At 34.7% G+C, this 25,081-nt stretch carries 26 protein-coding genes and 2 rRNA genes; 10 read left to right on the top strand and 18 right to left on the bottom strand.

Features of this window, described 5'->3' with window-relative positions; genetic code table 11:
* The first annotated feature begins 33 nt into the window (after positions 1-33).
* On the top strand, positions 34-1,041 hold the full coding sequence (locus tag C5F49_RS03765; protein WP_179363402.1) for a biotin--[acetyl-CoA-carboxylase] ligase: 1,008 nt from the start codon (positions 34-36) through the stop codon (positions 1,039-1,041).
* A 2-nt stretch (positions 1,042-1,043) separates the two neighbouring features.
* Here the strand turns inward: C5F49_RS03765 and C5F49_RS03760 are convergent, their stop codons facing one another.
* Positions 1,044-1,412 carry a hypothetical protein gene (locus C5F49_RS03760; RefSeq protein ID WP_179363401.1) on the bottom strand — a complete coding sequence of 123 codons (369 nt, stop codon included), beginning with the start codon at positions 1,410-1,412 and terminating at the stop codon, positions 1,044-1,046.
* A gap of 135 nt (positions 1,413-1,547) precedes the next feature.
* On the opposite strand from C5F49_RS03760, the gene C5F49_RS03755 reads away from it, so the two are divergent.
* Both C5F49_RS03755 and C5F49_RS03750 read left to right on the top strand, forming a co-directional pair.
* Positions 1,548-2,975, top strand: a complete 1,428-nt coding sequence (locus tag C5F49_RS03755; protein WP_179363400.1) for a M57 family metalloprotease — start codon at positions 1,548-1,550, stop codon at positions 2,973-2,975.
* A 120-nt stretch (positions 2,976-3,095) separates the two neighbouring features.
* Positions 3,096-4,010 carry a transcription initiation factor IIB gene (locus C5F49_RS03750; protein ID WP_179363399.1) on the top strand — a complete coding sequence of 305 codons (915 nt, stop codon included), beginning with the start codon at positions 3,096-3,098 and terminating at the stop codon, positions 4,008-4,010.
* A 5-nt stretch (positions 4,011-4,015) separates the two neighbouring features.
* Here the strand turns inward: C5F49_RS03750 and C5F49_RS03745 are convergent, their stop codons facing one another.
* Together C5F49_RS03745 and C5F49_RS03740 are read right to left on the bottom strand one after the other, a co-directional pair.
* Entirely contained in the window at positions 4,016-4,420 is a 405-nt protein-coding gene (locus C5F49_RS03745; RefSeq protein WP_179363398.1) for a phosphoribosyltransferase, read from the bottom strand.
* Between the two features lie 37 nt (positions 4,421-4,457).
* The gene (locus C5F49_RS03740; RefSeq protein WP_179363397.1) at positions 4,458-4,850 is read right to left on the bottom strand and encodes a DUF6659 family protein; all 393 of its coding nucleotides are present in this window, start codon (positions 4,848-4,850) and stop codon (positions 4,458-4,460) included.
* A 52-nt stretch (positions 4,851-4,902) separates the two neighbouring features.
* Between C5F49_RS03740 and C5F49_RS03735 the strand changes: the two genes are divergently transcribed.
* Positions 4,903-5,475, top strand: coding sequence for a poly(R)-hydroxyalkanoic acid synthase subunit PhaE (locus C5F49_RS03735; RefSeq protein WP_179363396.1), 573 nt, complete (start codon positions 4,903-4,905; stop codon positions 5,473-5,475).
* On the top strand, positions 5,472-6,536 hold the full coding sequence (gene phaC / locus C5F49_RS03730) for a class III poly(R)-hydroxyalkanoic acid synthase subunit PhaC (RefSeq protein ID WP_179363395.1): 1,065 nt from the start codon (positions 5,472-5,474) through the stop codon (positions 6,534-6,536). Before C5F49_RS03735 ends, phaC begins: the two co-directional genes overlap by 4 nt.
* Positions 6,537-6,567: 31 nt before the next feature.
* Here the strand turns inward: phaC and C5F49_RS03725 are convergent, their stop codons facing one another.
* Genes C5F49_RS03725 through C5F49_RS03715 form a run of 3 tightly spaced genes read right to left on the bottom strand, consistent with a single transcriptional unit; the run spans position 6,568 to position 8,266 of the window.
* Complete coding sequence (locus C5F49_RS03725; protein WP_179363394.1) at positions 6,568-6,996, bottom strand: hypothetical protein; 429 nt, start codon at positions 6,994-6,996, stop codon at positions 6,568-6,570.
* The gene (locus C5F49_RS03720) at positions 6,993-7,418 is read right to left on the bottom strand and encodes an AbrB/MazE/SpoVT family DNA-binding domain-containing protein (protein ID WP_179363393.1); all 426 of its coding nucleotides are present in this window, start codon (positions 7,416-7,418) and stop codon (positions 6,993-6,995) included. The genes C5F49_RS03725 and C5F49_RS03720 overlap by 4 nt, the downstream gene beginning before the upstream one ends.
* A 35-nt stretch (positions 7,419-7,453) precedes the next feature.
* Positions 7,454-8,266, bottom strand: coding sequence for an alpha/beta fold hydrolase (locus C5F49_RS03715; RefSeq protein ID WP_179363392.1), 813 nt, complete (start codon positions 8,264-8,266; stop codon positions 7,454-7,456).
* A 110-nt stretch (positions 8,267-8,376) separates the two neighbouring features.
* Between C5F49_RS03715 and C5F49_RS03710 the strand changes: the two genes are divergently transcribed.
* Complete coding sequence (locus C5F49_RS03710; RefSeq protein ID WP_179363391.1) at positions 8,377-8,808, top strand: universal stress protein; 432 nt, start codon at positions 8,377-8,379, stop codon at positions 8,806-8,808.
* A gap of 1 nt (position 8,809) precedes the next feature.
* On the opposite strand, the gene msrA is transcribed toward C5F49_RS03710, so the two are convergent.
* The 5 genes from msrA to C5F49_RS09680 form a co-directional block, all read right to left on the bottom strand.
* Positions 8,810-9,265: a peptide-methionine (S)-S-oxide reductase MsrA gene (gene msrA / locus C5F49_RS03705; RefSeq protein WP_179363390.1), complete on the bottom strand. Its 456-nt coding sequence runs from the start codon at positions 9,263-9,265 to the stop codon at positions 8,810-8,812.
* A gap of 39 nt (positions 9,266-9,304) precedes the next feature.
* On the bottom strand, positions 9,305-10,330 hold the full coding sequence (locus tag C5F49_RS03700) for a hypothetical protein (protein ID WP_179363389.1): 1,026 nt from the start codon (positions 10,328-10,330) through the stop codon (positions 9,305-9,307).
* Positions 10,331-10,390: 60 nt separating this feature from the next.
* Entirely contained in the window at positions 10,391-10,759 is a 369-nt protein-coding gene (locus tag C5F49_RS03695) for a DUF6659 family protein (RefSeq protein WP_179363388.1), read from the bottom strand.
* 57 nt (positions 10,760-10,816) lie between these two features.
* Complete coding sequence (locus C5F49_RS03690; protein WP_425489644.1) at positions 10,817-11,557, bottom strand: class I SAM-dependent methyltransferase; 741 nt, start codon at positions 11,555-11,557, stop codon at positions 10,817-10,819.
* A gap of 134 nt (positions 11,558-11,691) precedes the next feature.
* Complete coding sequence (locus C5F49_RS09680) at positions 11,692-11,823, bottom strand: hypothetical protein (protein ID WP_281361124.1); 132 nt, start codon at positions 11,821-11,823, stop codon at positions 11,692-11,694.
* A 94-nt stretch (positions 11,824-11,917) separates the two neighbouring features.
* On the opposite strand from C5F49_RS09680, the gene C5F49_RS03685 reads away from it, so the two are divergent.
* Both C5F49_RS03685 and C5F49_RS03680 read left to right on the top strand, forming a co-directional pair.
* A complete protein-coding gene (locus C5F49_RS03685; RefSeq protein WP_179363386.1) occupies positions 11,918-12,403 on the top strand; it encodes an RDD family protein in 486 nt (161 codons plus the stop codon).
* Between the two features lie 236 nt (positions 12,404-12,639).
* Entirely contained in the window at positions 12,640-13,785 is a 1,146-nt protein-coding gene (locus tag C5F49_RS03680) for a hypothetical protein (RefSeq protein ID WP_179363385.1), read from the top strand.
* Positions 13,786-13,799: 14 nt separating this feature from the next.
* Here C5F49_RS03680 and C5F49_RS09580 read toward each other — a convergent pair whose 3' ends face one another.
* The 3 genes from C5F49_RS09580 to C5F49_RS03660 form a co-directional block, all read right to left on the bottom strand.
* Positions 13,800-14,927, bottom strand: a complete 1,128-nt coding sequence (locus C5F49_RS09580) for a two-component system sensor histidine kinase NtrB (protein WP_246275380.1) — start codon at positions 14,925-14,927, stop codon at positions 13,800-13,802.
* Between the two features lie 265 nt (positions 14,928-15,192).
* A 23S ribosomal RNA gene (locus C5F49_RS03665) occupies positions 15,193-18,190 on the bottom strand.
* A gap of 149 nt (positions 18,191-18,339) precedes the next feature.
* A 16S ribosomal RNA gene (locus tag C5F49_RS03660) occupies positions 18,340-19,810 on the bottom strand.
* Together the 16S and 23S rRNA genes form the textbook arrangement of a ribosomal RNA operon.
* A 388-nt stretch (positions 19,811-20,198) precedes the next feature.
* Here C5F49_RS03660 and C5F49_RS03655 point away from each other — a divergent pair.
* Positions 20,199-21,488, top strand: a complete 1,290-nt coding sequence (locus C5F49_RS03655) for an aspartate aminotransferase family protein (protein WP_179363384.1) — start codon at positions 20,199-20,201, stop codon at positions 21,486-21,488.
* On the opposite strand, the gene C5F49_RS03650 is transcribed toward C5F49_RS03655, so the two are convergent.
* Complete coding sequence (locus tag C5F49_RS03650) at positions 21,485-21,847, bottom strand: hypothetical protein (RefSeq protein WP_246275379.1); 363 nt, start codon at positions 21,845-21,847, stop codon at positions 21,485-21,487. The two genes, C5F49_RS03655 and C5F49_RS03650, sit on opposite strands and share 4 nt — an antisense overlap.
* 136 nt (positions 21,848-21,983) lie before the next feature.
* Here C5F49_RS03650 and C5F49_RS03645 point away from each other — a divergent pair, with 136 nt between their 5' ends.
* A complete protein-coding gene (locus tag C5F49_RS03645; protein WP_179363383.1) occupies positions 21,984-22,805 on the top strand; it encodes a tetratricopeptide repeat protein in 822 nt (273 codons plus the stop codon).
* A gap of 84 nt (positions 22,806-22,889) precedes the next feature.
* On the opposite strand, the gene C5F49_RS03640 is transcribed toward C5F49_RS03645, so the two are convergent.
* The 3 genes from C5F49_RS03640 to C5F49_RS03630 all read right to left on the bottom strand — a co-directional run bounded on the left by C5F49_RS03640 (position 22,890) and on the right by C5F49_RS03630 (position 25,016).
* Positions 22,890-23,501 carry a winged helix-turn-helix domain-containing protein gene (locus C5F49_RS03640; RefSeq protein ID WP_179363382.1) on the bottom strand — a complete coding sequence of 204 codons (612 nt, stop codon included), beginning with the start codon at positions 23,499-23,501 and terminating at the stop codon, positions 22,890-22,892.
* Positions 23,502-23,557: 56 nt separating this feature from the next.
* Positions 23,558-24,163 carry a response regulator gene (locus C5F49_RS03635; protein ID WP_179363381.1) on the bottom strand — a complete coding sequence of 202 codons (606 nt, stop codon included), beginning with the start codon at positions 24,161-24,163 and terminating at the stop codon, positions 23,558-23,560.
* 145 nt (positions 24,164-24,308) lie between these two features.
* Positions 24,309-25,016: a hypothetical protein gene (locus tag C5F49_RS03630; RefSeq protein WP_179363380.1), complete on the bottom strand. Its 708-nt coding sequence runs from the start codon at positions 25,014-25,016 to the stop codon at positions 24,309-24,311.
* Between the last annotated feature and the right edge of the window lie 65 nt (positions 25,017-25,081).

The raw sequence follows: 25,081 nt of genomic DNA, 5'->3' as shown, positions 1-25,081 counted from the left end.
GTGTTTTATACTTGAGATAAAAAGAACACATAGTTGATTTACAATTCATTTGACAATCCAGGGCTAATCAAAGTACTAACATTTTTGCAAACTCACAATACAGAATATCTATCAGGTCAAGATTTGAGTGACGTATTAAGAATTAGTAGAGTTGCAGTTTGGAAACACATTAAAAAAATTCAGGAGTTAGGATACATTGTAGAATCAAAACAAAAGTTAGGATACAAATTAATTTCAAATTCAGAGTTATTACTTCCGTGGGAGATTACTTCAAATTTAAAAACAAAAATCATAGGAAAGCAAGCATACTATTTTGATTCAATTGATTCAACACAAAATCAGGCATTAAAAATGGCTCAAGATGCTGCAAATGACGGAACAATAATAGTTGCAGCAAAACAAACAGGAGGAAAAGGAAGAGACGGAAGAAAATGGATATCACCAAAAGGCGGAATTTGGATTTCAATAATACTGCATCCAAAATTTGACATTTCAATTACAACATTATTTCCCATTGCATCATCGCTTGCATTATCAATAGCAATTGAGAAAGTATTTTCAATTAAACCTGAATTGAAATGGCCAAATGATTTGACAATAAAGGGTAAAAAAGTGGCGGGGATGTTGGTAGACGTATCATTAGAATCAAATAAAATTGAAAAACTAGTTTTAGGCGTTGGAATAAATTTTGATGTGGATGTAAAAAAGATTGAAAAAACACTAAATGAAACTCCAAATTTTTACGGAGTAGCATCACTGAGTGAACAAAAACAAAACATCAAACCAATTCAATTAGTGCAGACATTTTTGTTAGAACTAGAAAAAATTTACAAGGATCTCAATGAAAGACAAATTAAAAAAATAATTTCAGAGTGGACATTAAGATCATCAACAATAGGTAAAAACGTAGAACTGAACACAATTGATTCTAAAATTAAAGGAAAAGCTATAAAAATTGATGATGACGGAGCCCTCGTAGTTTCAAACAACAATAAGAATCACAGAATAATTGCAGGGGACATCATACATTTATCAAAATAAAGTTATTTTTTCTTAGGTTTTGCTAGTTTTTTCTTAGGTTTTAATAATTTTTTAGAAGGTTTTGGTTTTTTTGATGGATTTGAAATTAGTGTAGATTGTTCTTTTAAAATCTCTTTAAGATCTTTTTGGATATCAAAAACAATTGAGAGTAATTTTTCAAGCTCTTTTGAATATTGACCATATGCACCAATCAATTCTGTTTTCTTTTCGTCAGATTTTAAAAGATATTCATTTGAACGGAGTAAATTTGCAGATTCAATCATTTCAGGAATATTCTTTGTAGGTTCTCCTAGTTGGTCTAAATCAAATTGTATTTGTTGAATTTTTTTCCGCAAATCATAAATAATTTCTCCAACACCAACATTTGTCAATATAGAATCACGTAATTGTTAACGAATTAAAGATTTTCTAAAGGGTGTAAATAAGAAAAATCATACATAAAAAGGAGCATAATGAAGTACAATTTGGAAATAAACTATAAACAAAATAAAAATATAAAAATATCCATGAAAGGGATTTTTTATTTTTTATTTGTGATTGGTATTAGTTTGACAATTTCTAGCGAATTAGTGTTTGCTCAAACAGAAGATGATCCAGAAATAATGTTCAATCTAGCTAATAATCATTTCAACAATGGAGAATACAAACAAGCAATCACAATTTACGATGAGATTTTAAAAATTGCTCCAAACAATATTTCGACATTAAAAATGAAGGGGATTGCACTAAGTAACCTCGATGATCACTCTAATTCACTAAAACAATTTTTCAAAGTATTACAGTATAAGCCCAATGACGTTATTTCTTTAACAGGTATGGGAGTTGGTTTTGGGTATTTGGGAGAATATCAAGAATCAATTGCATATTTTGAAAAAGCATCAATTGAGAAACCAGATAGCATAGTGATTAATAATTATAAAGATTTCATCAACGATGTAATTTCAAAATATCCTTACACACCAACTGAAAAACCAGAGCAATCAAAATCAGTGCAAATAATATCAATCCCAGAATGGGTAAGACCGATTGCAAAATGGTGGTCAGAAGGAAGTGTGGAGGATTCAGAATTCAATTCAGCCTTGATATATCTAATAGAAAACAAAATAATTCAGATTCCACCAGCAAATCCAATCACTCAATCAAATGAAAAGATTCCAGAGTGGGTAAAAACCAATGCAGGATGGTGGGCAGACAAGCAATTAGAAGATACAGAGTTTGTTGCAGCCATTCAATATTTAATTGAAAATGGAATCATCAAAATTAAAATTGAGAAACTGCCAGAGAAAACTCAAAAAGAATTAGATCTTGAAATTCATTTGTTTGAAAAATATCTCAGAGATATTTCAAATAATATCTCAAAAGAAAAAAGATACATCGAATACCCCAACCCAAGCAGGGATGTTATTAAAAAATTCCTAAGAGATTATGTTAAATGGAATTTTGAAGAAGAGGTAAAAAGAGCATCATCTAAATTTCCAGATCCTACATATCAAATTGACAACGGAACTTACATCATCAACTACAAAGTATTCATCAATGATCAACCCACAGGGCTTCCATTAAACCATGTAGACACATTAAAAAATTCTTTTAGTTTTTGGGAAGAGCAAGAATTATCAACGAATGAGCAAAGTGCAAAAATAAAATTTACAGTAACCAACCTCAAACATGAAGCAAATGTATGGGTAACATGGGTTGTGCGCAATATCGGAGACGGGGTATTAGGGCATGCACATATTGGAAAGGGAGTTGTAGAAGTTACATTAGGAGATTACAATTGTGACGGTAGTTTCCAATTATACGATGTAAACAGTGTTGAAACAATCATGACTCATGAATTAGGGCATTCAATTGGATTAAAACACATTAGCGATAAAAATAACATAATGTATCCATCATTTACTCCATCGTACGCATACTGTTTGTTGAATTAAATTCAAAAAAACAGATCATGTTCTAAAAATCTAGAATAAAAATTAGCTTAACCTACACCCAATTAACCTTCAGATATTTGGTAAAATGAATAATAAGGTATTTTTGCAATTATGTGTATTATGCTTAAAAATACAATGATGAGTGGCCCAAAATGTCCATCATGTGGCGATAAAAAAATGATTACAGATCAAAATACAGGAGAGTTGTTCTGTAGTAAATGTGGAATAGTAGTTACAGATAAAATTTCAGATACAGGTGCAGAATGGCGTTCATTTTCAAATGATGAAGGAAACAAAGCTAGAACAGGTGCTGGTACATCATTAAAAATGCACGACATGGGATTATCTACAGTTATCGGTGCAGCAAATAAAGATGCAACAGGTAAACCACTTTCAACATCTATGAAAAGTTCGATTGAAAGGTTGAGAACTTGGGACAGTAGAAGTCAAGCACATTCATCAGCAGATAGAAATTTGAGACAAGCACTTAATGAGATGGATAAATTAAAAGATAAACTTGCTTTAACGGATTCAGTAATCGAGAAAGCAGCTTACATTTACAGAAAGGCAATGGAGAAAAAACTTGTGAGAGGCCGCTCTATTCAAGGATTAGTAGCAGCATGTCTTTATGCATCATGTAGAAATACAGAAACTCCTAGAACTCTAGATGATATTGCAAAAGGAATCAACATTAGAAGAAAAGATGTTGCAAGATGTTATAGATTAATTTTTAGAGAATTGGAATTAAAGATGCCAGTAGTTGATCCTGTTAAAGGAGTATCCAGAATTGCAAGTATCGCTGAACTTAGCGAAAAGAGTAAACGAAAAGCAACTGCAATTTTAAATCAAGCAAAAGAAATGGGAGTAGTGGCAGGAAAAGATCCAATGGGAATTGCAGCAGCGGCACTATATCTTGCATGTATTAGTACAGGTGAAGTAAAATCTCAAAAAGAAATATCAATTGCATCAGGAGTTACAGAAGTGACAATTAGAAATAGATGTGCCGGATTAAGACAAATGTTAAAAGACGAATAATACCACTATCTAGACTTTTCAAACTCTATTTTATCCCAAGGAAATACAACATATCCATCATCATTAGTTTCTTTAGCATAGATTAATTGTGATGGAAATTTCTTTCCACGTCTTGCAAACAGTGTTGCATAAACTAATTTTGATGCATCCTCAGATTTTGAAATAATTCTATCAAATGTTTTCCCAGAATCAAAAATATCATCAACAACCAAGGAATTTGCAGGGATAACTTTTTCATCAACAAAGATTTTTTCAATTCCCAAGTGATCTGCCAGTAATCTAGAAGGTACCAATCCACCTCTACTCAGAGTTGTAATACTAGAAAATTTTTTTGATTTTAAAATAAGATTAGAAAGTTGTTCTGTTAATGAATCAATTTCAGACCAGCTAACATATTGTTCCTTATCCATAATTGAAACATCGTAAGGAGGAATTAAGTTGTTATGATTAGAAAGTGCTCATTGGAGATTTTTTCAGAGGTTCTATAATCTTGAGAACTTTAAAAGGTAATTTTCCAAAATCAGTATCTTTTTCACAAGATAATAACAATACTTCATCATTACTTAATGGGAAACTCATCACAATTACTTTGTCTCGATATGACATTGAAAAATGCACTTCACCGAATTCTCTATCAAATTCATGTCTCATTCTAACTCGTAATGCAAGCTCCATGAACATCATTTCATCTTGTTTTTGAGTTTCAAGAGAATGCAATCCACCCTTCATTCCACCAGCAGTAAGATGTCCCCTGCTATTGATGAGCCTGGCTGAACGCATTTTTGGGTCTAAAGCAATGATTTTTTGACATATTTTTTCTAGTTCTTCAACATTGTCCAACAATCTAATTTAGAAATCGAACTATTTATTGCGATCTGTAACAAGGATATTTGTGCAACAAGATTCTTCAAAAGACATTACTGATTACTACAAGCATTTGTCATTATTTTGGACTGACATTATGCATTTGATGTCAAGTAAACCACAGGCATTAACATCTACTGGACCCATGAGAGCATTTGCAGCAAATTCAAAGAAAGTAACTACAGAATTAATTGAAATTAATGAAGATTTGATGGGATTCAATCAATACCTTACAGAATATTACAAACAATTAGCAGGGGCTTGGGAAGTTGCTCAAAAAAAGGTTAATCTCAAGGCACCTGAAGTACCTCAAGATGTAGAACAAATTGAAGCATTCAAACGTATTTGGATAGATATTTTCGATAATGATTTTACAGAATTATTTGATTCCAAAAAATTTGGAGAAAATTATGGAAAATTAGTTTCAAAAGAACTTGAGTTAACTAAACATTGGAATAATATTACAAACGTTGTATTACAATCTGTCAATCTTCCAAGTAAAGAAGAGATTGATGAAGTGTACAAAGAACTTCATTCTCTAAAAAAAAGAGTTGGAAAACTAGAATTAGAATTAAAGAAAAAAGAGATGACTAAAAAATGAATAGCGAATCAAGAATAGATCCTAAAATTATCGAAGAGGTTTTAAAATTTAGTAAAAATGTAATTGATGCTCCAAAACTAGTATCAGCTCCGGATGAAATTAGTTTAGAAGTAACACCTCACGACACAGTTCACGAATTAGATAAGACCAGACTATTACACTATAGACCACTTACTGAAAAACAACATAAAACACCATTACTGATTTCTTATGCATTAATCAACAGATATCACATATTAGATATTCAACCAGAGAAAAGTTGGGTAAGAAATCTTCTCCTACAAGGATTTGATGTATACATGTTAGATTGGGGAACACCAACCAGTATGGACAAGTATCTAGATTTTGATGATTATGTAAATAATTATTTAGATTCAGCAGTAGAGCATATCAAAAATGAATCATCTACAGAAAAAATTTCACTTCAAGGATATTGTACAGGAGGTACAATTGCTACAGCATATGCAGCATTACATCCAGAAAGTGTAAAAAACTATGTTGCTACAGCTCCCGTAATTGACGGATGGCGAGATACCACAGTAATTAGTAATCTTGCCAAACACATGGATGTGGATAAAATGGTAGATACTATTGGTAACATGCCTCCAGAATTCATGTATTATTGCTTTTCAGTTCTAAAACCATTTGAGCAAGGGATTGAGAAATATGTGAAATTTTTTAAAAATATTGATAACAAGAAATTTGTAGATAATTTCCTAAGGGTAGAAAAATGGTTAGGAGATACACCACCAATCCCAGGCGAATTATTCAAACAATGGATAAAAGACATCTATCAAGAGAATTTACTTATTCAAAATAAGATGTATGTTGGAGGAGAACGCATAGATTTGAAAAAAATAGACATGCCCACATTTACTCAGATTGCAGTCGGAGATCATCTAGTATCCCCAGAATGCAGTATGCCACTACATTATGCCATAGGAAGTGAAGATAAAACTTTGAGAATGTACCCCACAGGTCATGTTGGAATGATTGCTAGTTCACTATCTCAAAAAAAGGTATTACCAGAATTAGGTACATGGTTAGCTGAAAGATCATAAAAAAGGAAAAAGTTAAAAAATTAGTTTTCCACTAGTTTGTTTTTGTTGTAAAGACAGAAATCCAAGATTGCAGAATATTTCTATTTAGGTCAGCAAATGATTTTGCATTATCGTTGAATGTTTTGATATTTTGTTGTGTTGCATCGATAGTTGCAAGTGTTACTTGATTTTGTATAGAAGCTGCCTTTACAATTTCTTCAGTAGTATCATTAATTACTTTTAATGTTGCTTCAGGAATATTTGCTGCTATACCTGCTTTTTGCACATATTCTTTTTGTATTGTAATAGTTGAATCAACTATGTTTTCATATGCTTGTAGGTATTCCTGTTGTACATTTGTAATTGATTGATGGTATTGCGGTACTGATTGTTTTATACCGTTGAAGATTTTGTCAACATTTTCTTGATATACAGAAAATACATCTTTAGATTTTGTTTGTGTTGTTTCGTTTTTACTCATTGTTTCACCTCCTTATTTTTTGATTTTTTTGCTATTGGTAAGATTATGACTTGAACTAAATCACCATCTCCTAAACCTAGTGCATTACGTTCAGCTTCAGGGATAGAGATTCTTCCATTACTACTAATAGTAGTTTTGTAAGCACCCCAATTCATAAAGGAAGGAAGCATTTGGCCGATAGAAAACATTGTATCCATACTTTTACTTTGCATGTTAGACATGTTATCCATCACATTAGATTGAGTTTTTCGTGCAGTATCAGAAACTCCTTTTAGTGTTTCTAAAGGATTGAATGTTTGACTAGTTTGATTTGTCATCAAAGAACCAAAGTTTTTCATAAATTCTGCTTGAGCACGTCCGCTTTTTTGAATCCAAGATTTGAACATCTCAGAAGGATCGTATAGGTTTTGATTACCACTCATAGGTAATAGTTGGAATCATTTGCATATAAATGGATCTAAGTGCCATCTAAGAATTCCAAGACTTTGATAGCAAATGTTTCAGGATCTTGAACGTATGGAGTGTGACCACATTCATCCATTCTAAAAAATCTACAATCCTGAATTGCTGAAACAAAACTATCGGCATAATCAATAGGAATAACAGGATCTAGAGACCCCCAAATTATCAAAGTAGGAGTTCTAATAGAATCAAGTTTTGTAGTGATGGGTGTAGAATTTTTCAACCCCAAAATAGTAGACATGAATGCTAATTTTGCATTAGGCAATTGCATTCGCTCAATAAAACTAGTAATGAGTTCTTGAGAAGCTTCTTCTCCGGAAGCTTCCATCAGTTCAAATGCATTTTTAGCAGTAGTTTCACTAGGGTATAGTGCAGCCATAACATATGCATCAAGTGCAGGAGTAGAGTGTTGCATAGCTCCGGCAGGAGAAACAAGAACAAGTTTTTCAATTTCGTTAGGATGTATTGAGGTATAATTTGCTGCTATTTGTCCACCCAATGAAGAACCAATCAAATTTGGATGTGCAACTCCAATTTGTGCAAAAAATTTTTCTAAGAATTCTGAAAAGAATTCAGGAGTGTAATCAATTTGAGGTTTATCACTCAATCCAAACCCTATCAAATCAGGAACAATCACAGTATAGTTTTTTGAAAAATAAGGAAGTACGTTCAACCATCGTTCAGATGATGCTCCCAACCCATGTAGTAGAACAAGAGTATTTTTAGAATTTCCTGATTCCAAATATCGAATTTTATATCCATCTATTTTAAGGAATTTCTCTTCCACTATTTTAGCAACAATTATCATCAGTAGATAAGTTTTAGTTAAATTTGCGATCAACAGACATCACACAAAGAAAATCACGATTAAATGAAAATAGAATGTATGTTTTTTAGGATCAACTGTAGCTAAAAAATGTGATAAAAAAGAAAATTTCAAAAATACTAGTTCCACTAGATGGATCTAAAAATTCCATCAGAGGATTAGAGACGGCAATTACACTAGCCAGAAGTTGTGGTGCAACACTTACAGGAATATATTCAATTTATGCCCCACCACATTCTGAATTCAGAGGCGTAGGCTCGGTAGAAAAATCACTAAATGTAGAAGTTAAAAAATTCATGGATGAGGCAAAAACTCTTGCTGCAAAAAATGGCATTGTATTTAATGAAAAAATAGCCAGAGGGGAAATAGGATATAATATTATCAAACTTGCACAAGGAAAAGGTAATTTTGATATGATCGTTATGGGCTCACGAGGACGAAGTTCTACTAAAGCAATGTTCTTTGGAAGTGTTTCAAATTATGTAATCCATACATCAAAGATTCCAGTTGTAATAGTAAAATAATCTAAGAAAGTCCGTGTTTTTTGAAATATTTTTGATGGTATTCTTCAGCTTTGTAAAATGTAGGGGCTGGAACTATTTCAGTGACAACAGGATTATCAAATTTCCCTGATTTTTGAAGTGATTCTTTAGAATTTTCTGCAATTTCTTTTTGTTTTTCATCATGATAGAAAATTGCTGAACGGTATTGAATTCCTACATCAGGACCTTGACGATTTAGTGTTGTAGGGTTATGGTTTGACCAAAAAATGTCAAGTAATTCTTCAAATGAGATTTCATCAGGATCATAATCAACTTCAACAGCTTCTGCATGTCCTGTTTTATCAGTACAAACTTCTTCATATGTTGGATTTGGGAGTTGACCACCAATGTATCCTACTGCAGTTGATTTCACTCCTTTAGTTTTATTGAGTAAATCTTCAACATGCCAAAAACATCCTGCACCAAAAGTTGCTTTCATGACAAAACTATACACATACAGAATTAAAATGATTCTAAATTAATCAATGGATATTATATCTTCTTGAATAAGATATTTTATAGAGTTGATAAACTCTTGCTGAGAAATTAAATCAGTAGACCACCAATGAGCAGTATTTCTAAACCAAGAAGGAATATCATCAGTGGAAAGGGAATTATTTTCAAGATTTTGAATCACTATAATTTTATTTTGTATCATAAAATTTAAGCCAGACATAAATTCAGTGTCAGAAATCCCACCAATAGCCCAATTTTGAGCATAGAGTTTAATCCAATCAGGGATGTATGTATAAAATCCTAAAATATCATAAATGGTTCTCTCAGGAAATTGTGAATCAAACCAAGAACGATATGTTGATTCAGCATTGTATCGGTCAATATAGTATTGTGGCGATTTATCAAAAGCAGGGAAATTTTCAATGTGAGTAGGAGAATAGCCTACAACTTCATCTATATCGTAAAGTGGGAATTGAGAATCAAACCAAGAACGATATGTTGATTCAGCATTGTATCTATCAATATAGTATTGTGGCGATTTATCAAAAGCAGGGAAACCTAAAATTATCATTTTTGGATTTTCAGTAAAAGGATGATCATCATCAATGTTTGGCGTAATGTTTGTAGGAGTAGGATTTGGTTTAGTGTTTGGCGTAGTGTTAGGGGCAATATTGGGTGTAGTTGGAGGAACATATTCAGAGGATTTTTCATACTCCATAAATTTTTCAAGATTTCCAGCATAAGAAATTTTGATTGTGTATTGACCATTTTCAGACCAAGTTGGACCTCCGGCATTAATCGTTTTTGAAAATGATCCATCAGTATTTGGAATAGCACTATCAACATGAGCCAAACCAGTACCACTAGGGGTAATAATTTGAATAATTATAGATAGTAATTCAGGATCATAATCCACATTGCCAGAAATTACAATAGTATCATCAGTATGATACAATGTTTTGTCAGTAGTGAAATCATTCACAGTTGCAAATGACGGAGTAAGGAAAATCGGAAATATCAATAACAATACAAGAAAACTAGAATTCATGAACTAATGCTCATCTTCAATACGCTTAATTAAAGAATTCGTCAGATAATTCAATTATGTTTAATTAACATCAGTGAAGATCTCTACAACTTTTTTTGCCAAGGTTTCAATATTGACAGTAGGTTCTGCTGAAATCAATAGTAAAATTTGTGTGATAGGAAATGGGAAACTTACTAAAACTGCTTTATCACGTCTTGCAGCAAGATAATTGATTGGACCTAGGCTTTCATCAAACTCTTTTCGTATGGATGCTTTTGAAACAAAATCAAAAAATGACTGTAACTTAGTCTCATCACCCTCATAAGGAACTAGACCTTTTTTAAAACCTCCAGAGATCAGTTTACCATCTTTATCAACAATTCCAGCAAAACGAATTTCAGTTTCTTCTAATAATTTGGCACATTTTTGAGCATACAAAGTATCAGACATATTTTTCAAATAAATTATCAAAAATAAAAACCTAGCCTATAGCAGTCAAAAATTTAACTACAAATGGCATTTCAGCAAGACATAATCAATTATCCCATCTTGTGATGCTTTTTTCATTTTTTGAATAGATCTGAATAATACTTTTTCAACAAATGGAGAATATTGTTTCAAAATGGATTTCTTTAATTCATCTCTATTTTCCACATAATAATCAGCCAAAGGATCATAGACAGACGAACCAATCATTTTTTCTTCAGATATTGTAAATCCTCCAGAAACAATAATTTTTTTCACATCATCTAAACTATAATGTTCTGAGGACCAAGTAAATTTTAAAATCCCTAATTTTGAAATAGATGAGGATGTAAGTGTGATAGGTATTGCCAAAATCAACAAGCCAGAATCAGATAAAATTCTTTTAGATTCTAAAATAAAATCAGAGAAAGGCTTGAAATGTTGTGAAGATTCCAATGCCAATACTCTATCTACAGAGTTATCAGTGAACGGTAATTTTGTAGAAGAGGAATTTAAAAAAATAATTTTTTGTTGTGGGTTTGAATGAGAAAGCTGATCATAATTAATATTGACACAAAATATAGACAAATTTTCAAAATTGTTTCGCCAAAAAATTGCAGGTGCAGATAATCCACTGCCTACATCCACAATATTTTTACAAGAATTTAATTCTGCCATGTTAGCAAAAACAGTACATAGATTTTCTTGTGCAGAGATAGGAGTATTATTTTTAGCATCCCAATATCCAAAATTCAGCATATCTCCACCAGTGGCAAGTTGCATAACAGGAGACAAAGTATTGTAAAGATTTACAACATCTTTTTCGTTCCTACGAAAAGTCCATAAGAAAAGATCAAGGAGATTAATAGTAGTCAAAAATATTTTCAAATTTTATATCATCTATAGACTATTAATTCCTAAGGTAAACCTTCAGAATCTTCAGCACAGTGTTTGTGTACCCACTGATCGTCTTGATTTTTTGTAATCTCTTTTCCCGGTTGAATTTTATCACCACAAGAGATGCAAGATGTACCAAATTTTGCTTTCATGAATGTAAATCATATCAGAGAGATAAATCATCTATTATAGGTAAAGTGTTAACCAAAGATGAACATATTTTAGTGATTCAAAAAATGAATTTACATGTCCGATCCACAAGACAATTCCCCATCAAAAATAATTCTAGCTAAATGGACAGATAGATTTGCTGCATGGTTAATTGACTTTATAATAATTTCAATTATTTCAACATCAATTATTTTTGCATTATTTGGAACAATGTATTATGAATTTGAAAATGTAGAGTTTTGGGCAGAAAGCATACAATACATCCCCACAAGTAGCATATTCTTTCTCTATTGGGTAATTTTAGAATACAAAACAGGACAAACAATTGGCAAAAAAATTCTTAATTTGAAGATAGTCAGAATTACAGGTCAAAAAGCTGACCTCAAAGGAATTATGATTAGCAGTTTTGGAAAATCATTTCTACTACCAATAGACATCATTCTAGGATGGATTCTAACAAATGAAAAACGTCAAAGGATATTCAATAAAATAGGAGATACAATAGTTGTTAAATTAAAAGAAGATGAGGCTAATTCAGATTTAAAATATACCAAAGACTAGATTTTGTCATTTTTTGTTAAACAAATACTGTGAAGATTTTACCAACAGATCTATTAGCAAGATCAGATCTTTGAAAAATTATGTCTGATGAAAACAAACAATGGTGGTTAGGACTACCAGAAGAACTTCAAAAAGATATCGAATTTGAAGAGTAATTACTTTCAAATTAATTCCCAATATAGGGAAAATCGGAATAACTTGTAATATCGTCTATAGACGTGTGTCAATGTAGTAGAATGAACAAAAATAGAGAAATGAAAAGATTTGCAGTAACAGTATTCTCAGTATTACTATTATCAATGACGTATTCAGGTAATTTTGAAATTTTTGCCTCTACTGTACAACAAGAAAAACAAGACATCATTAACCAATTAGAGAATATCAAAAACGATGATAACATAAGTAAAAAATCAAAAAAGAATTTAGAATTAGCAATAAAGAAATTAGAAAAAAGTCTTAATTCAGAATATTGGAAAGATGAATCTACAATTAATTTTAAACATGGTAAAAAAGTTCTAAATGCAGATCAACAGGCAATAAAGAAATTAGAAAATATTTTAAAAGATAAAAAATTATCTAATGAAATTAAAGATGAAATTAAAAATATCAACATCAACATCACACAATTAGACAAATCACTTGTAGAAAATGCAATAAATGAACTAGAAGAAATTATTATGAGTGATAAAGGAGTTAAAAAAATTGAAAAAGCCATTGAGAAAATAGATAAAGGAAATGTATTATTGGAAGATGAAAAATATTCTCAAGCTTTGAAAAATTATGTCAAAGCATGGGATCAAATCAAGAAAGCTCTAAAAGATCCTAACTTTAAAAAATTAAAATTAATACATCTTGAAGGCAGTGCGGATTTAGATTATGATGGAGACAATGACATCTATCTAAAAATTCTCAAACCAAAAAAACCTAACAAACCATATGAAGTAGACATTAAAATGACATCAGAATGCCTTAAAGGGAATACTGTCGATACTGCAGGATTAAAAATTGGATTTTCTGCACCAGTTAAACATTCTACCGAATCATTCCATGAAGAATTTGATATGACAAATGAATGGTTTAAGAAATATGATCCAGACGGACAAATAAACACAGTTGTAATTGATTCAGTTTCAACATATTCACAATTTCCTGAAACTGGAGATAACTTCATCCAGACAAATTCAGAAACAATGGAAAATTCTTTTGATTTAATTCCTTCATCACCAATGTTAGATGAACAAGAATCATGGGAAGGAAAATTCCAATTTACAGGTCAATCCGGAGATTACCACATAGTAATTTTTACTCCTACAATCCCAGCAGGTGAGCCAATCATTTGTAATGCATTGGCTTCATTTACAATTGATACTACATTTGAATAAGAAAACAAATCCATCTATTGAATTGGAAGTTTCAGTGTAAAAGTAGTAGGTTTGTTTGAAACAGAAATAGACCCACCATGTTGTTCCACAATGCTTTTGCAAATTACCAATCCCAAACCAGTTCCAGTTGTTTTAGTAGTAAACATGGGCTCAAATATTTTAGATAAATTTTCACCAGAAATACCAGGGCCAGAATCTTTGATCAAAATAGTTAGGAATTCAGAATCAGATTCAATCTCAACATCAATTTCTCCCTGACCATCAATAGCTTGAACAGCATTATTGATTATGTTTGATAGAACACCCTCAATTTTTCTTTCATCACAATTAATTTTGAAATCATTTTCAGACAAATTAATCACAACACCATAAGAAGATTTTACGTGATTCATAGCCAATTTTAGAATTCTCTGAATGTAGATAGGTTTCTTTTTAATTTCAGTAGTTCTTGCAAAATCTAAAACATCTTCAATAATTCTATTCATATCAAAAATAGAATTTTGCATTCTAAACCATTTCTCTTTATCTTTAGAATCTAATTTTGAAAGTATTTCAGGAGATAACATTTCAGCATAAGTGTGTAAAATTGTCAGAGGGTTTTTCAAATCATGCGCAATTCTACTTGCCATAGTTCCAATAGTAGCCAATCTTTCAGATCTTACTAGTTCACTACTTTTTATTTCAACTTGAGATATTAAATTTTCATTTTGTTTTACTAATTTTGCTTCTGCTTCCAAAAGTTTTGATTCAATTTCTTTTTCTTTTGTAATGTCTGTTCGAATTGCAACAAAATGTGTAATGTTATCTTCAGAGTCAGCAACAGGGATAAGAGTAGATTTTAACCAATAGTGTGAACCGTCTTTTGCACGATTCTTTATCTCACCTTCCCAAATTTGTCCTGATGTAATTGCATCCCACATTGTTGTAAAAAATTCATCAGAATGTTCATCTGATTTTAAAATGCGATGGTTTTGCCCAATTAATTCATCCTCAGAATATTTTGATAATTCACAGAATTTTTTATTTGCATAGATTATTGTACCTTCAGCATCAGTAACTGCAACTATAGAATGATCAGAGAAAATTTCATCAAAATTCTCAACATCTAAATTTAATTTTTTAAAAGATGCAGAAAGCCCCATTATCATAATTAATTTTTTATTTGATATAATACAAGCGGTTGTGTGTTATTTTCAATAACAGAGTAAATAATCGTGCATAGTTTTCACTAAGGTAGATTTCAAATAATTTCATCTATAGCTTACGCTAAGAGTTAATTAGAAAATCAAAAATGCATAGCTTACGCTATGTATGATTTGAAATGAAATCATCGTACAAGTCGTGTATTATGTTATCCACTTGATGATATGAAATTTGATCATCGCGCATAGTCTCTATGTAAGTGGCTGAACCGATGTGTTGGTCTATTAGTAAAGGCTGGCTCACCACTCGCCGAAGCTTGTGATCTACACCACCTTCCTATCAACGCAGTATTTTGCTGCCGACCTTCATCTTACGAAAGAATAACTTGTCTCGGGATAGGATTCGTGCTTAGATGCTTTCAGCACTTAGCCTAAACGGCTTAGCTGCCCGGCCTGCCTTATCAGACAACCGGTAAACCAGTGGCCACGCTGCTCTGTTCCTCTCGTACTCGGAGCAACTTCCCCTCAGTTATTCGCGCTTCCATCAGGCAGAGACCGACCTGTCTCACGACGGTCTAAACCCAGCTCATGTTCCCTTTTAATAGGCGAGCAGCCTCACCCTTGGCCCCTGCTGCAGGACCAGGATAGGAAAAGCCGACATCGAGGTACCAAACCGCGGGGTCGATAGGAGCTCTCGCCCGCGACGAGCCTGTTATCCCTGGGGTAATTTTTCTGTCACCTCCGGGCCCCAATAGTGGGCACACGAAGGATCGCTAAGCCAGACTTTCGTCTATGAATTCCGTGCGTTTGGAAATCCATTCAGTCGAGTTTTTGGCTTTGCCCTCTTCAACGGATTTCTGCCCCGTTTGAACTCAACTTTGGGCCCCTTTGATATCTTTTCAAAGGGGTGCCGCCCCAGCCGAACTGCCCACCTGCACGTGTCTCCGGTCTTCACTGGATAAGTGGTACTGCAAAAAGAGTCTGGTGTTACATCGTTGCTTCACTAACATCCCGGGGAATGTTAGGCATAGCTCCCAGATACCCTGTGCAATTCTTACTATACCACAAGCACAAGCTGCAGTAAAACTCCACGGGGTCTTCTCTCCCCGATGGAAGTTGATGGACTGTTCGTCCACCTTATGTGGCTTCACCGGGTTGTAGGCGGGGACAGTGGGGCTCTCGTTGTTCCATTCATGCGCGTCGGAACTTACCCGACAAGGCATTTGGCTACCTTAAGAGAGTCAGAGTTACTCCCGGCGTTAACCGGCCCTTAGCTCGGTTGAACCCAAGTTTTAGGTACCGGCACCGGCCAGGATTCAGCGACTATACAAATCCTTTCGGACTAGCAGTCGCCTGTGTTTTTATTAAACAGTCGAAACCCCCTTGTCATTGCAACCTGCGGTCCCCATTCCTCATGAAGACCGCAGGCATCCCTTATACCTAAGCTACAGGACTAATTTGCCGAATTCCCTCGCCATACGGTATACCCGTAGCACCTTAGCTTTCTAAGCCAGCGCACCTGTGTCGGTTCTGGGTACGAACTTGTATCTTACTAACTACACAATCTTTCATGGTCTCCTGGATTCGAGAAAACTTCGCTAACGCGAAGCCATTCCTACCTCGGGTGAGTTCTCGTCATTACGACACTCCTCCACCCTCGAATAGTTAGATACAACGATGGTTGTACAAACCCTATCCGGAAGCGAACCATATAGCTCAAACGCTTGATACAAGGTACTAGAATATTAACTAGTTTCCCATTCGGTGTACTCTGTTGAGGTACATCTTAGGATCGACTACCTCCAGGCTGATAACGCATTGCCTGGAAACCCTTGCGCTTACGGTGGTATAGATTCTCACTATACTATGCTGTTACTACCACCAAGATCTGCAATAGAAATCGGTCCACAGGACGTCATCGCCCTGCTTCGACCCAATCACTACGCCAACCTACCACGAATCATCCACTGATGATTATCCAAAGTATCGGTATTTTGCTTTAGCCCCGTCCGTTTTTGAGGCATCCCCCCTCGGCAGGTAAGTTGTTACACACTTTTTAAAGGATAGCTGCTTCTGAGCTTACCTCCCTGCTGTCTTGGCGAGAACACGCTCTTTAGCTTGACACTTAGCAAAAATTTGGGGACCTTAACTTCAGTCTGGGTTAAACCCCTTTCGGCCGTGAGCCTTACGCCACACGAGCCCGTGTGCTTGCTTCTGCGATGCATATCCGTTCGGAGTTTGAATGGAGGGTGAGGGATTTCTCCCCCGCGCCCTTCTATCAGTGCTCTACCGGAAATGCTATCTCCACAAACCACGCCCTGCGAGACGCTTCGGTTGGAACTAGCGAGCGCCAGTCTAGATTGGTTTTTGACCCCTATTCCCAAGTCACAACAACGATTTGCACGTCAGAACGTCTTAAGACCTCCAGCGGGCTTTCGCCCGCCTTCATCTAGCTCAGGAATAGATCGACTGGCTTCTAGCCTAGCCGCCATGACTCAACGCACTTTCACACGCTTCTCCTGAATTCTTGCGAATCTGCGAGAACTCGGTTTCCCTTCGCCTACACCTTTACAGGTTTAAGCTTGCCATGACAGTTAGCTCCTTGGTCCGTGTTTCGAGACGGAACGCGTGACACTGATGATTTGAACATCAAATCTTCAAATCTATTGCTAGAATCTCTAATCTGAAAAAATCACCTTCCATGCCACGCACGTCTGTAAGTAATAGGTTTCATGCACTTTTCGCCCCCCTTCCGGGGTACTTTTCAGCTTTCCCTCACGGTACTAGTCCACTATCGGTCTTGAGAAATATTTAGCCTCGGATGCTACTTTCACCCATATTCATTGCCCACTACCAAGGACAACTACTCGGGTATGAATAGGACTTTTTCCACTTCGCCTAAGGGGGTATCACCCTCTTTGCCAGAACTTTTCAGATCATTTCAGCTGTGTTCCAAGATTCCATATTATCATACCAAAACACCACATCTCCCGAAGGATTCAGTTTGGGCTCTTTCCTTTTCGTTCGCCACTACTTGGGAAATCTCAATTGATTTCTTTTCCACGTGGTACTAAGATGCTTCAATTCCCACGGTTCGACTTCCAATACTAATGTACTGGAATGTGCATAAGCACAAGATTCTCATTCGGACATCTCGGGATCATAGGATGCGTGCGCCTACCCCGAGCTTATCGCAGCTTGCCACGTCCTTCATCTCTCCTCAAGCCTAGCAATCCACCTATTACCGTCTTTACACCGGTATATTCAGCCACATATTACACGACTATGCACGACGATCATTGCAAGCCACCGGTAAGTGGCCCACTACATCCTTCATACACCACTTTCGTGATGCATTGCATCGATGATTTCAATGTGAAGATTATGTACACCCGTACACTTTCCATGTCTAAGGAGGTGATCCGACCGCAGGTTCCCCTACGGTCACCTTGTTACGACTTTTCCCTTGTCACGAACCCCAAGTTCGATAACGCCAATCAGACGTCACCTCGCTAAGAGCTCACTTCAATGAAACGACGGGCGGTGTGTGCAAGGAGCAGGGACGTATTCAACGCGCGATAATGACACGCATTTACTAGGGATTCCATATTCGTGAGGGCGAGTTGCAGCCCTCAGTCATAACTGTGGTAACGTTTGAGGATTACCTCATCCTTTCGGATTTGAAACCCATTGTCGTTACCATTGCAGCCCGCGTGTGGCCCCAGAGTTTCGGGGCATACTGACCTGCCGTGGCCCCTTCCTTCCTCCGCATTAACTGCGGCGGTCCCGCTAATTCGCCCCACTACTCCTGAGAGTAATGGTGGCAACTAGAGGCAGGGATCTCGCTCGTTACCTGACTTAACAGGACATCTCACGGCACGAGCTGGCGACGGCCATGCACCACCTCTCAGCTTGTCTGGTAAAGTCTTCAGCTTGACCTTCATTCTGCTGTCTCTCCGGGTAAGATTTCTGGCGTTGACTCCAATTGAACCGCAGGCTTCACCCCTTGTGGTGCTCCCCCGCCAATTCCTTTAAGTTTCATACTTGCGTACGTACTTCCCAGGCGGCAAACTTAACGGCTTCCCTGCAGCACTGCATTGACCACAAGTCAATGCATCACTGAGTTTGCATAGTTTACAGCTGGGACTACCCGGGTATCTAATCCGGTTTGCTCCCCCAGCTTTCATCCCTCACCGTCGGACGTGTTCTGGTAGACCGCCTTCGCCACAGGTGGTCATCAATAGATCAAAGGATTTTACCCCTTCCTACCGAGTACCGTCTACCTCTCCCACTCCCTAGCTCTGCAGTATTCCCGGCAGCCTGTACGTTAAGCGTACAGATTTAACCGAAAACTTACAGAGCCGGCTACGGATGCTTTAGGCCCAATAATCATCCTGACCACTTGAGGTGCTGGTTTTACCGCGGCGGCTGACACCAGAACTTGCCCACCCCTTATTCGTTAGTGTTTCTAGGACTAACAAAAGATTCGTTTAGCACAAATCACTCGGATTAACCTTGTCGTGCTTTCGCACATTGCAAAGTTTTCTCGCCTGCTGCGCCCCATAGGGCCTGGGTCCGTGTCTCAGTACCCATCTCCGGGCTACTCCTCTCAGAGCCCGTACCTGTAATAGTCTTGGTGGGCCATTACCTCACCAACAAACTGATAGGCCGCAGTCCCATCCTACGGCGATAAATCATTTGGAACACAAACCATTCCAGATATAGTGTTCTATCGAGCATTATTCTCAGTTTCCCGAGGTTATTCTCGTCCATAGGTTAGGTTGACTACGCGTTACTGAGCCGTATGCCTTGTATTGCTACAATGACTCGCATGGCTTAGTATCAATCCGATAGCAGTCAGGTCCGGCAGGATCAACCGGATTCTGAATTATATTTTGTATTTTCGATTATTGAAGTACTTTTGTACTTTAATTTGGAATTGACGGATGCACATAATCTTCACATTTCAGATATTGATCTTTCAATCAAATCCTCATTCTTGTATGCGTAACTGGAGGCCCATGAATCACAAAGTGGCATCTTGCCATACTTCATCACGAGCGCCGCCTATTGCGTTACGTATGCAGAAGCCAACAAAGCCAGAATCCATATAAACCATACGTGAAATTATGCCTGATCGGGGCAAAATATTGTAAAAATTACACATTTTATTTTCAAGATCACATCTAAAGCCCCAGATGATGTGTAAAATTCTCAAAATCAAAGATATTTTGATACTTAAAATGATACATCTCATTTTGAAAATTACTTTTGAGTAACATTTCTGAATATAAAAAAAAGACAAAGACATCTGCAAAACTATTTGCAAAGTCAGCAAGACTTCATGTAAATGGTGTTTCTCATAACATAAGATTTTATGAACCATATCCATTTGTTGTAAAATCATCTAAAGGAACAAAGCTTGTGGATGTCGATAACAACAAGTATACAGATTACTGGATGGGTCACTGGTCTTTGATATTTGGACATGGTCAAAAAAATGTCAAAGATGCACTACAAAAACAAATTGAAAAAAGTTGGATGTATGGAACAGTTAATGAGCAGACAATAAAATTATCAGAGTTAATTTCCAAAGCAGTTCCAGTTGCTGAAAAAATTCGATACGTTACATCAGGTACTGAAGCTACAATGTATGCAGTTAGATTAGCACGTTCAGTAACAGGAAAAAATATTATTGCAAAGATTGATGGAGGATGGCACGGATATACTTCTGATTTATTAAAAAGTGTAAACTGGCCATTTACAGAATCAGAAAGTAGTGGAGTAGTTAATGAAGAAAAAATTGTTTCAATTCCATACAATGATTTAGAAAATTCACTAAAGATTTTAAAAAAATATTCTAAAGACTTGGCAGGAGTAATAATTGAACCAGTGCTTGGAGGTGGCGGATGCATTCCTGCAACACAAGATTATCTTAAAGGGATTGAAGAATTTGTTCACAAAAATAATTCATTATTTATTTTAGATGAAATTGTGACAGGATTTAGATTTAGATATGGATGTCTCTATCCAACCATGAAATTAAATCCCGACATTGTCACATTAGGAAAAATTGTTGGTGGAGGAATGGCAATAGGTGTAATGTGTGGTAAAAAGGAAATCATGGAGCAGGCAGACACTAGAGGGAAGAAAAAATCTGAACGTAGTTATGTTGGGGGAGGCACATTTTCTGCAAATCCCGCATCCATGACATCAGGATATGCAACACTCAGTCTCTTAAAATCAAAAAAATCAACGTATTCAAAATTAAACTCATTGGGAGAATTTGCAAGAAAAGAGATAGGAAGAGCATTTGATGGTAAAGTTGCAATAACAGGCAAAGGCTCATTATTCATGACTCATTTTCTAAAAGACGGCATAACTGAGATTACAAATTCTGCAGATGCTGCAAAATGTGATAGTAAAATGCTTGCAAAATATCATTTCAAGATGATTGCACAAGATGGAATTTTCTTTTTGCCTGGAAAACTAGGTGCAATTTCAGATGCCCATACAAAAGAAGACATCAAAAAAATGATCAAAGCATCAGAAGAATTTTAGGAATCGTTTGGAAATGTCTTGTTTTTCCAAGATGTAAGTTCTGTAAAAACATCAACGTAATTTTCAGATTTGACAGTCACATGAACATGTGCCAAAAGAGCACTAAACTGAGCCTCAAATATCAAAGTGCATTCTTGTTTGAAAAAAGGTACAGTTATTCCAATTTTTTTCAGAGAAGTAAATTTGAAATTCTCAATTTGAATGACATCTTTTTTTATAGTTACTTTTTTTCTCTTTGGATTTTTATTTATAGAGTCATCTAGTTCCTTTTTGACAGAATCACTCCAAATTGGACCATCCATTGGCCATCTATGAACATGAACCTTCTCACAAAGATATGAAATTTCAGAGGATGACAATAATCCTACTAAAGTCAATTACAAATTAAGCCTATCCCATGAAACAAGAAATTAGATCAATTACACTAAAGAATTAAGATATTCAGATTTTTGGAACAAGCCAAACTTTCATTAGCAATATCATTTTTGAGAAATTATGGGACTGTTTGGATCCAAGGACAACACCGAGGATTTAATGTACAATGCAATGTCACTAATGGAGAAAAATCAGCCAAAGGGGGCAATCTCATTATTTAACAAAATTCTAAAACAAGAATCAAAAAATACAACAGCATTATTTAACAAAGGCCTAGCATTAAACCAAATTAAAAAATACAGTGATGCAATAACATGTTTTGATATTTTATTAGAAATTAATCCTAAAGATTCTCAAGCATGGAATAACAGAGGGATAGCAATGGCAGAAAATGGAAACATACAAGCTGCTGCAGAATGCTATGACAAAGCAATAGAAGTCGACCCAAAGAATGCAGCATCATATTTTAACAAAGGAGTACTGTTAGACAAATTACAAGAAAGAGAAGAGGCATTACAAGTTTTAGATAAAGCAATTTCAATAGAACCAAGAAAACCAAATGCATTGTTTTACAAAGGAATCATACTAGGTAAAATGAAAAAACATGAAGAGGCATTAAATTGTTTTAATTCTGTGCACAAGAACAATCCAAGTCACATGGATGCATTTTTTCATAAAGGAATCGAACTTGCAGAATTAGATAAGCATGTAAAAGCAATTGAGATTTTTGATAAAATATTATCAAAACATAAAGATAATGTAAATATTATTTATGCAAAATCAAGAAGCAAAGCAGCATTAGGAGAATACCCTCAAGCATTAGAGTTACTAAAACAATCAATCTCTAAAAATCCAAAAATGATTAGAAGTTGGGCAAAAGAAGAACCAGTTTTTACAAAGTTGCATTCTAATGATCAATTCAGAAAATTAGTCAAGATGTAACATACAAAAATTCTAAAAAATAGAACAACCACCAAATACAAAAAAAATAATGTAAATTCTAGAAACTATTAAACACTAAAAAAATTATTCACCATAAACTGTTTGAAGCACAGTGCTATTTGAAATAACTTCAGGAGTAAATTGTACATGAACAGTAACCTTATTGTTAAAATCAATATTCACATTATCAAATAATGATTTGTATTTGTCAACCACTCTATTATTAGAGGTTAAATCAAATCCAGATTTAATTAGTAATCCACCTTCAATTAAAGAATTAATTTTTCGATATCCAGAAGTTATTGGAATTTCTAATTTTTCTAAGATTTCAGATATAGTCCAGGGTTCACCTATCGATGCATTTAGAATTTTTGACATTTCATCATCGCTGAATGCTTTCAAAATAGCTTGACTAATTTCAGGATCAGAGATCGTAAATCTTTTTTCAGCCTTGTCCTGTTTTGATTTCATACAACAAACACCATCTAAGAATTTCTGCTCTAGACCAGATGCCCCTGCCCCAAAAAATTCCCTCAAAACAGAATCTAATTTGTGGAATTCTTTTATCGAGTTTGTAATTGAAATACCATATTTTTCAAATAGACGATTCTGGATACTATGGAAAGTAGTCTCTCCAAGATTCTCTCGAATCATCTTTTCAAGAGATGCTGCAAAAAATGTATCAATCTCAGTCATGATTATCATTAAATAATACTTTCATATTAATTTTAGACCAGTTCATAGGCATTAATTCAGTCATTAGAAACCACCTCAGATAATTTACGAATGGGCGCAATATCATTTTCAGTTGCTAGATTCAAGGCATTTTGCATTTTCTCATAGAATAATTTAGTGTTTTTCTGATTAGTAATTTCACATTCTTCTATCACAGGTAATAGTTTAAAATTTCGATATTGTTGATAGTTTACAGTACAAGTGTAATAATTAACATCCTCTTTGAATTTGTATTGAATTTGAAATGAAGTAGGGAATTCATTTTCTCGTAAAAGAACATCATCAATAGTTTGTTTGATTTGTTGAGTATCAAACGGCTTGTGAAGTATAGGGATGTTCAATAAATTAAGAAGATTTGAATTACGAACATCCAAATCGCCAGTAATCATAATAAATTTAGCCATTGAATCTACATCCTTGATATTTTCAACAGCATAGTATCCATCATATCGAGGCATTTGTAAATCAGTCAAAACTAAATCAGGTTTGTGTTTTTTATACAACTCTACTGCATCTTTACCATTATTCCCAGTTGCAAGAATATCCACATTAATTGTATGTAATAATTCTGAGAACACATCTACTATATCTGGATCATCATCAATTAGGATACAATTAACCAACGGATAGCAACCCCAAATTTATGAACATGTTTTATTCTAGCATATATTCATATTTTGTATTATTATCTTATTTTATTAAATCCCAAATATGGGAAATTTTCAGGCATAAACTTTTTTCTCAGATCTGTAATAATTAAAAAATAGATTAAAGGACTTTTTTCCTTACAGCATCAATTCTAATAATTGCAACCTTCTTTTTTGGGCCAATTAATCGAGCCTCAAATATTGGAATAAAGATCTCAGAAATATCAGATAAAACAAATTCTTCATTCAAATTTCTCACATCAGTTTCAAGAGGTTTTTTTAATTGTGTTTGAAGTTTTTCAACTGCATCATCATAGGTCATTTCAGATTTTTTGGTATTTTGGATATTTTCATCTAATAATTGCTGAGGATAATTTTCAACAGTTTTTGAATCAATTTTAAAAGGAAATTCTACATCTCTACCATGATGATCAAACGTCAATACATCTTCTTCTTCCACAAAAACATGTTCTTCTAATTTTAAATCAATTTTATTTTTACCACGACTGCCAACAAATGCTTTAGTAATGCCAGATTTTGAACGTATTGGAAAAATACCATCTCCAAGAGAGACCTCATGTACATTAGAGTCTACAGAAATAGTATGGTTAGCTTTTCTAAAATAATCTGCAACATACTTTCCAGAAACCATCAGGATGCATTCATAGTATAAATTCAAAGAATGAACATGAACATCTTCTTTCTTTGGACGTGAAAGTAAAGATTTGAAAGGATCAGTTTTCTTCTCTTCAACAATATCCATTGCTTCAGATTTATCAATATTTTTTCTCAAAACTACCGTCTTTACATCATAAGGTGATTGAGTCAAAACTGTTCTAAATACACAATTCTATCTATTAAACCAATTCCACTAGGGATTAAATAATAGAATTT

The organism is Nitrosopumilus oxyclinae (genome assembly GCF_013407165.1).
Lineage (GTDB): Archaea > Thermoproteota > Nitrososphaeria > Nitrososphaerales > Nitrosopumilaceae > Nitrosopumilus > Nitrosopumilus oxyclinae.
The sequence above is the reverse complement of the archived record's forward strand: the minus strand, read 5'-3'. Positions and strand labels throughout refer to the sequence as shown.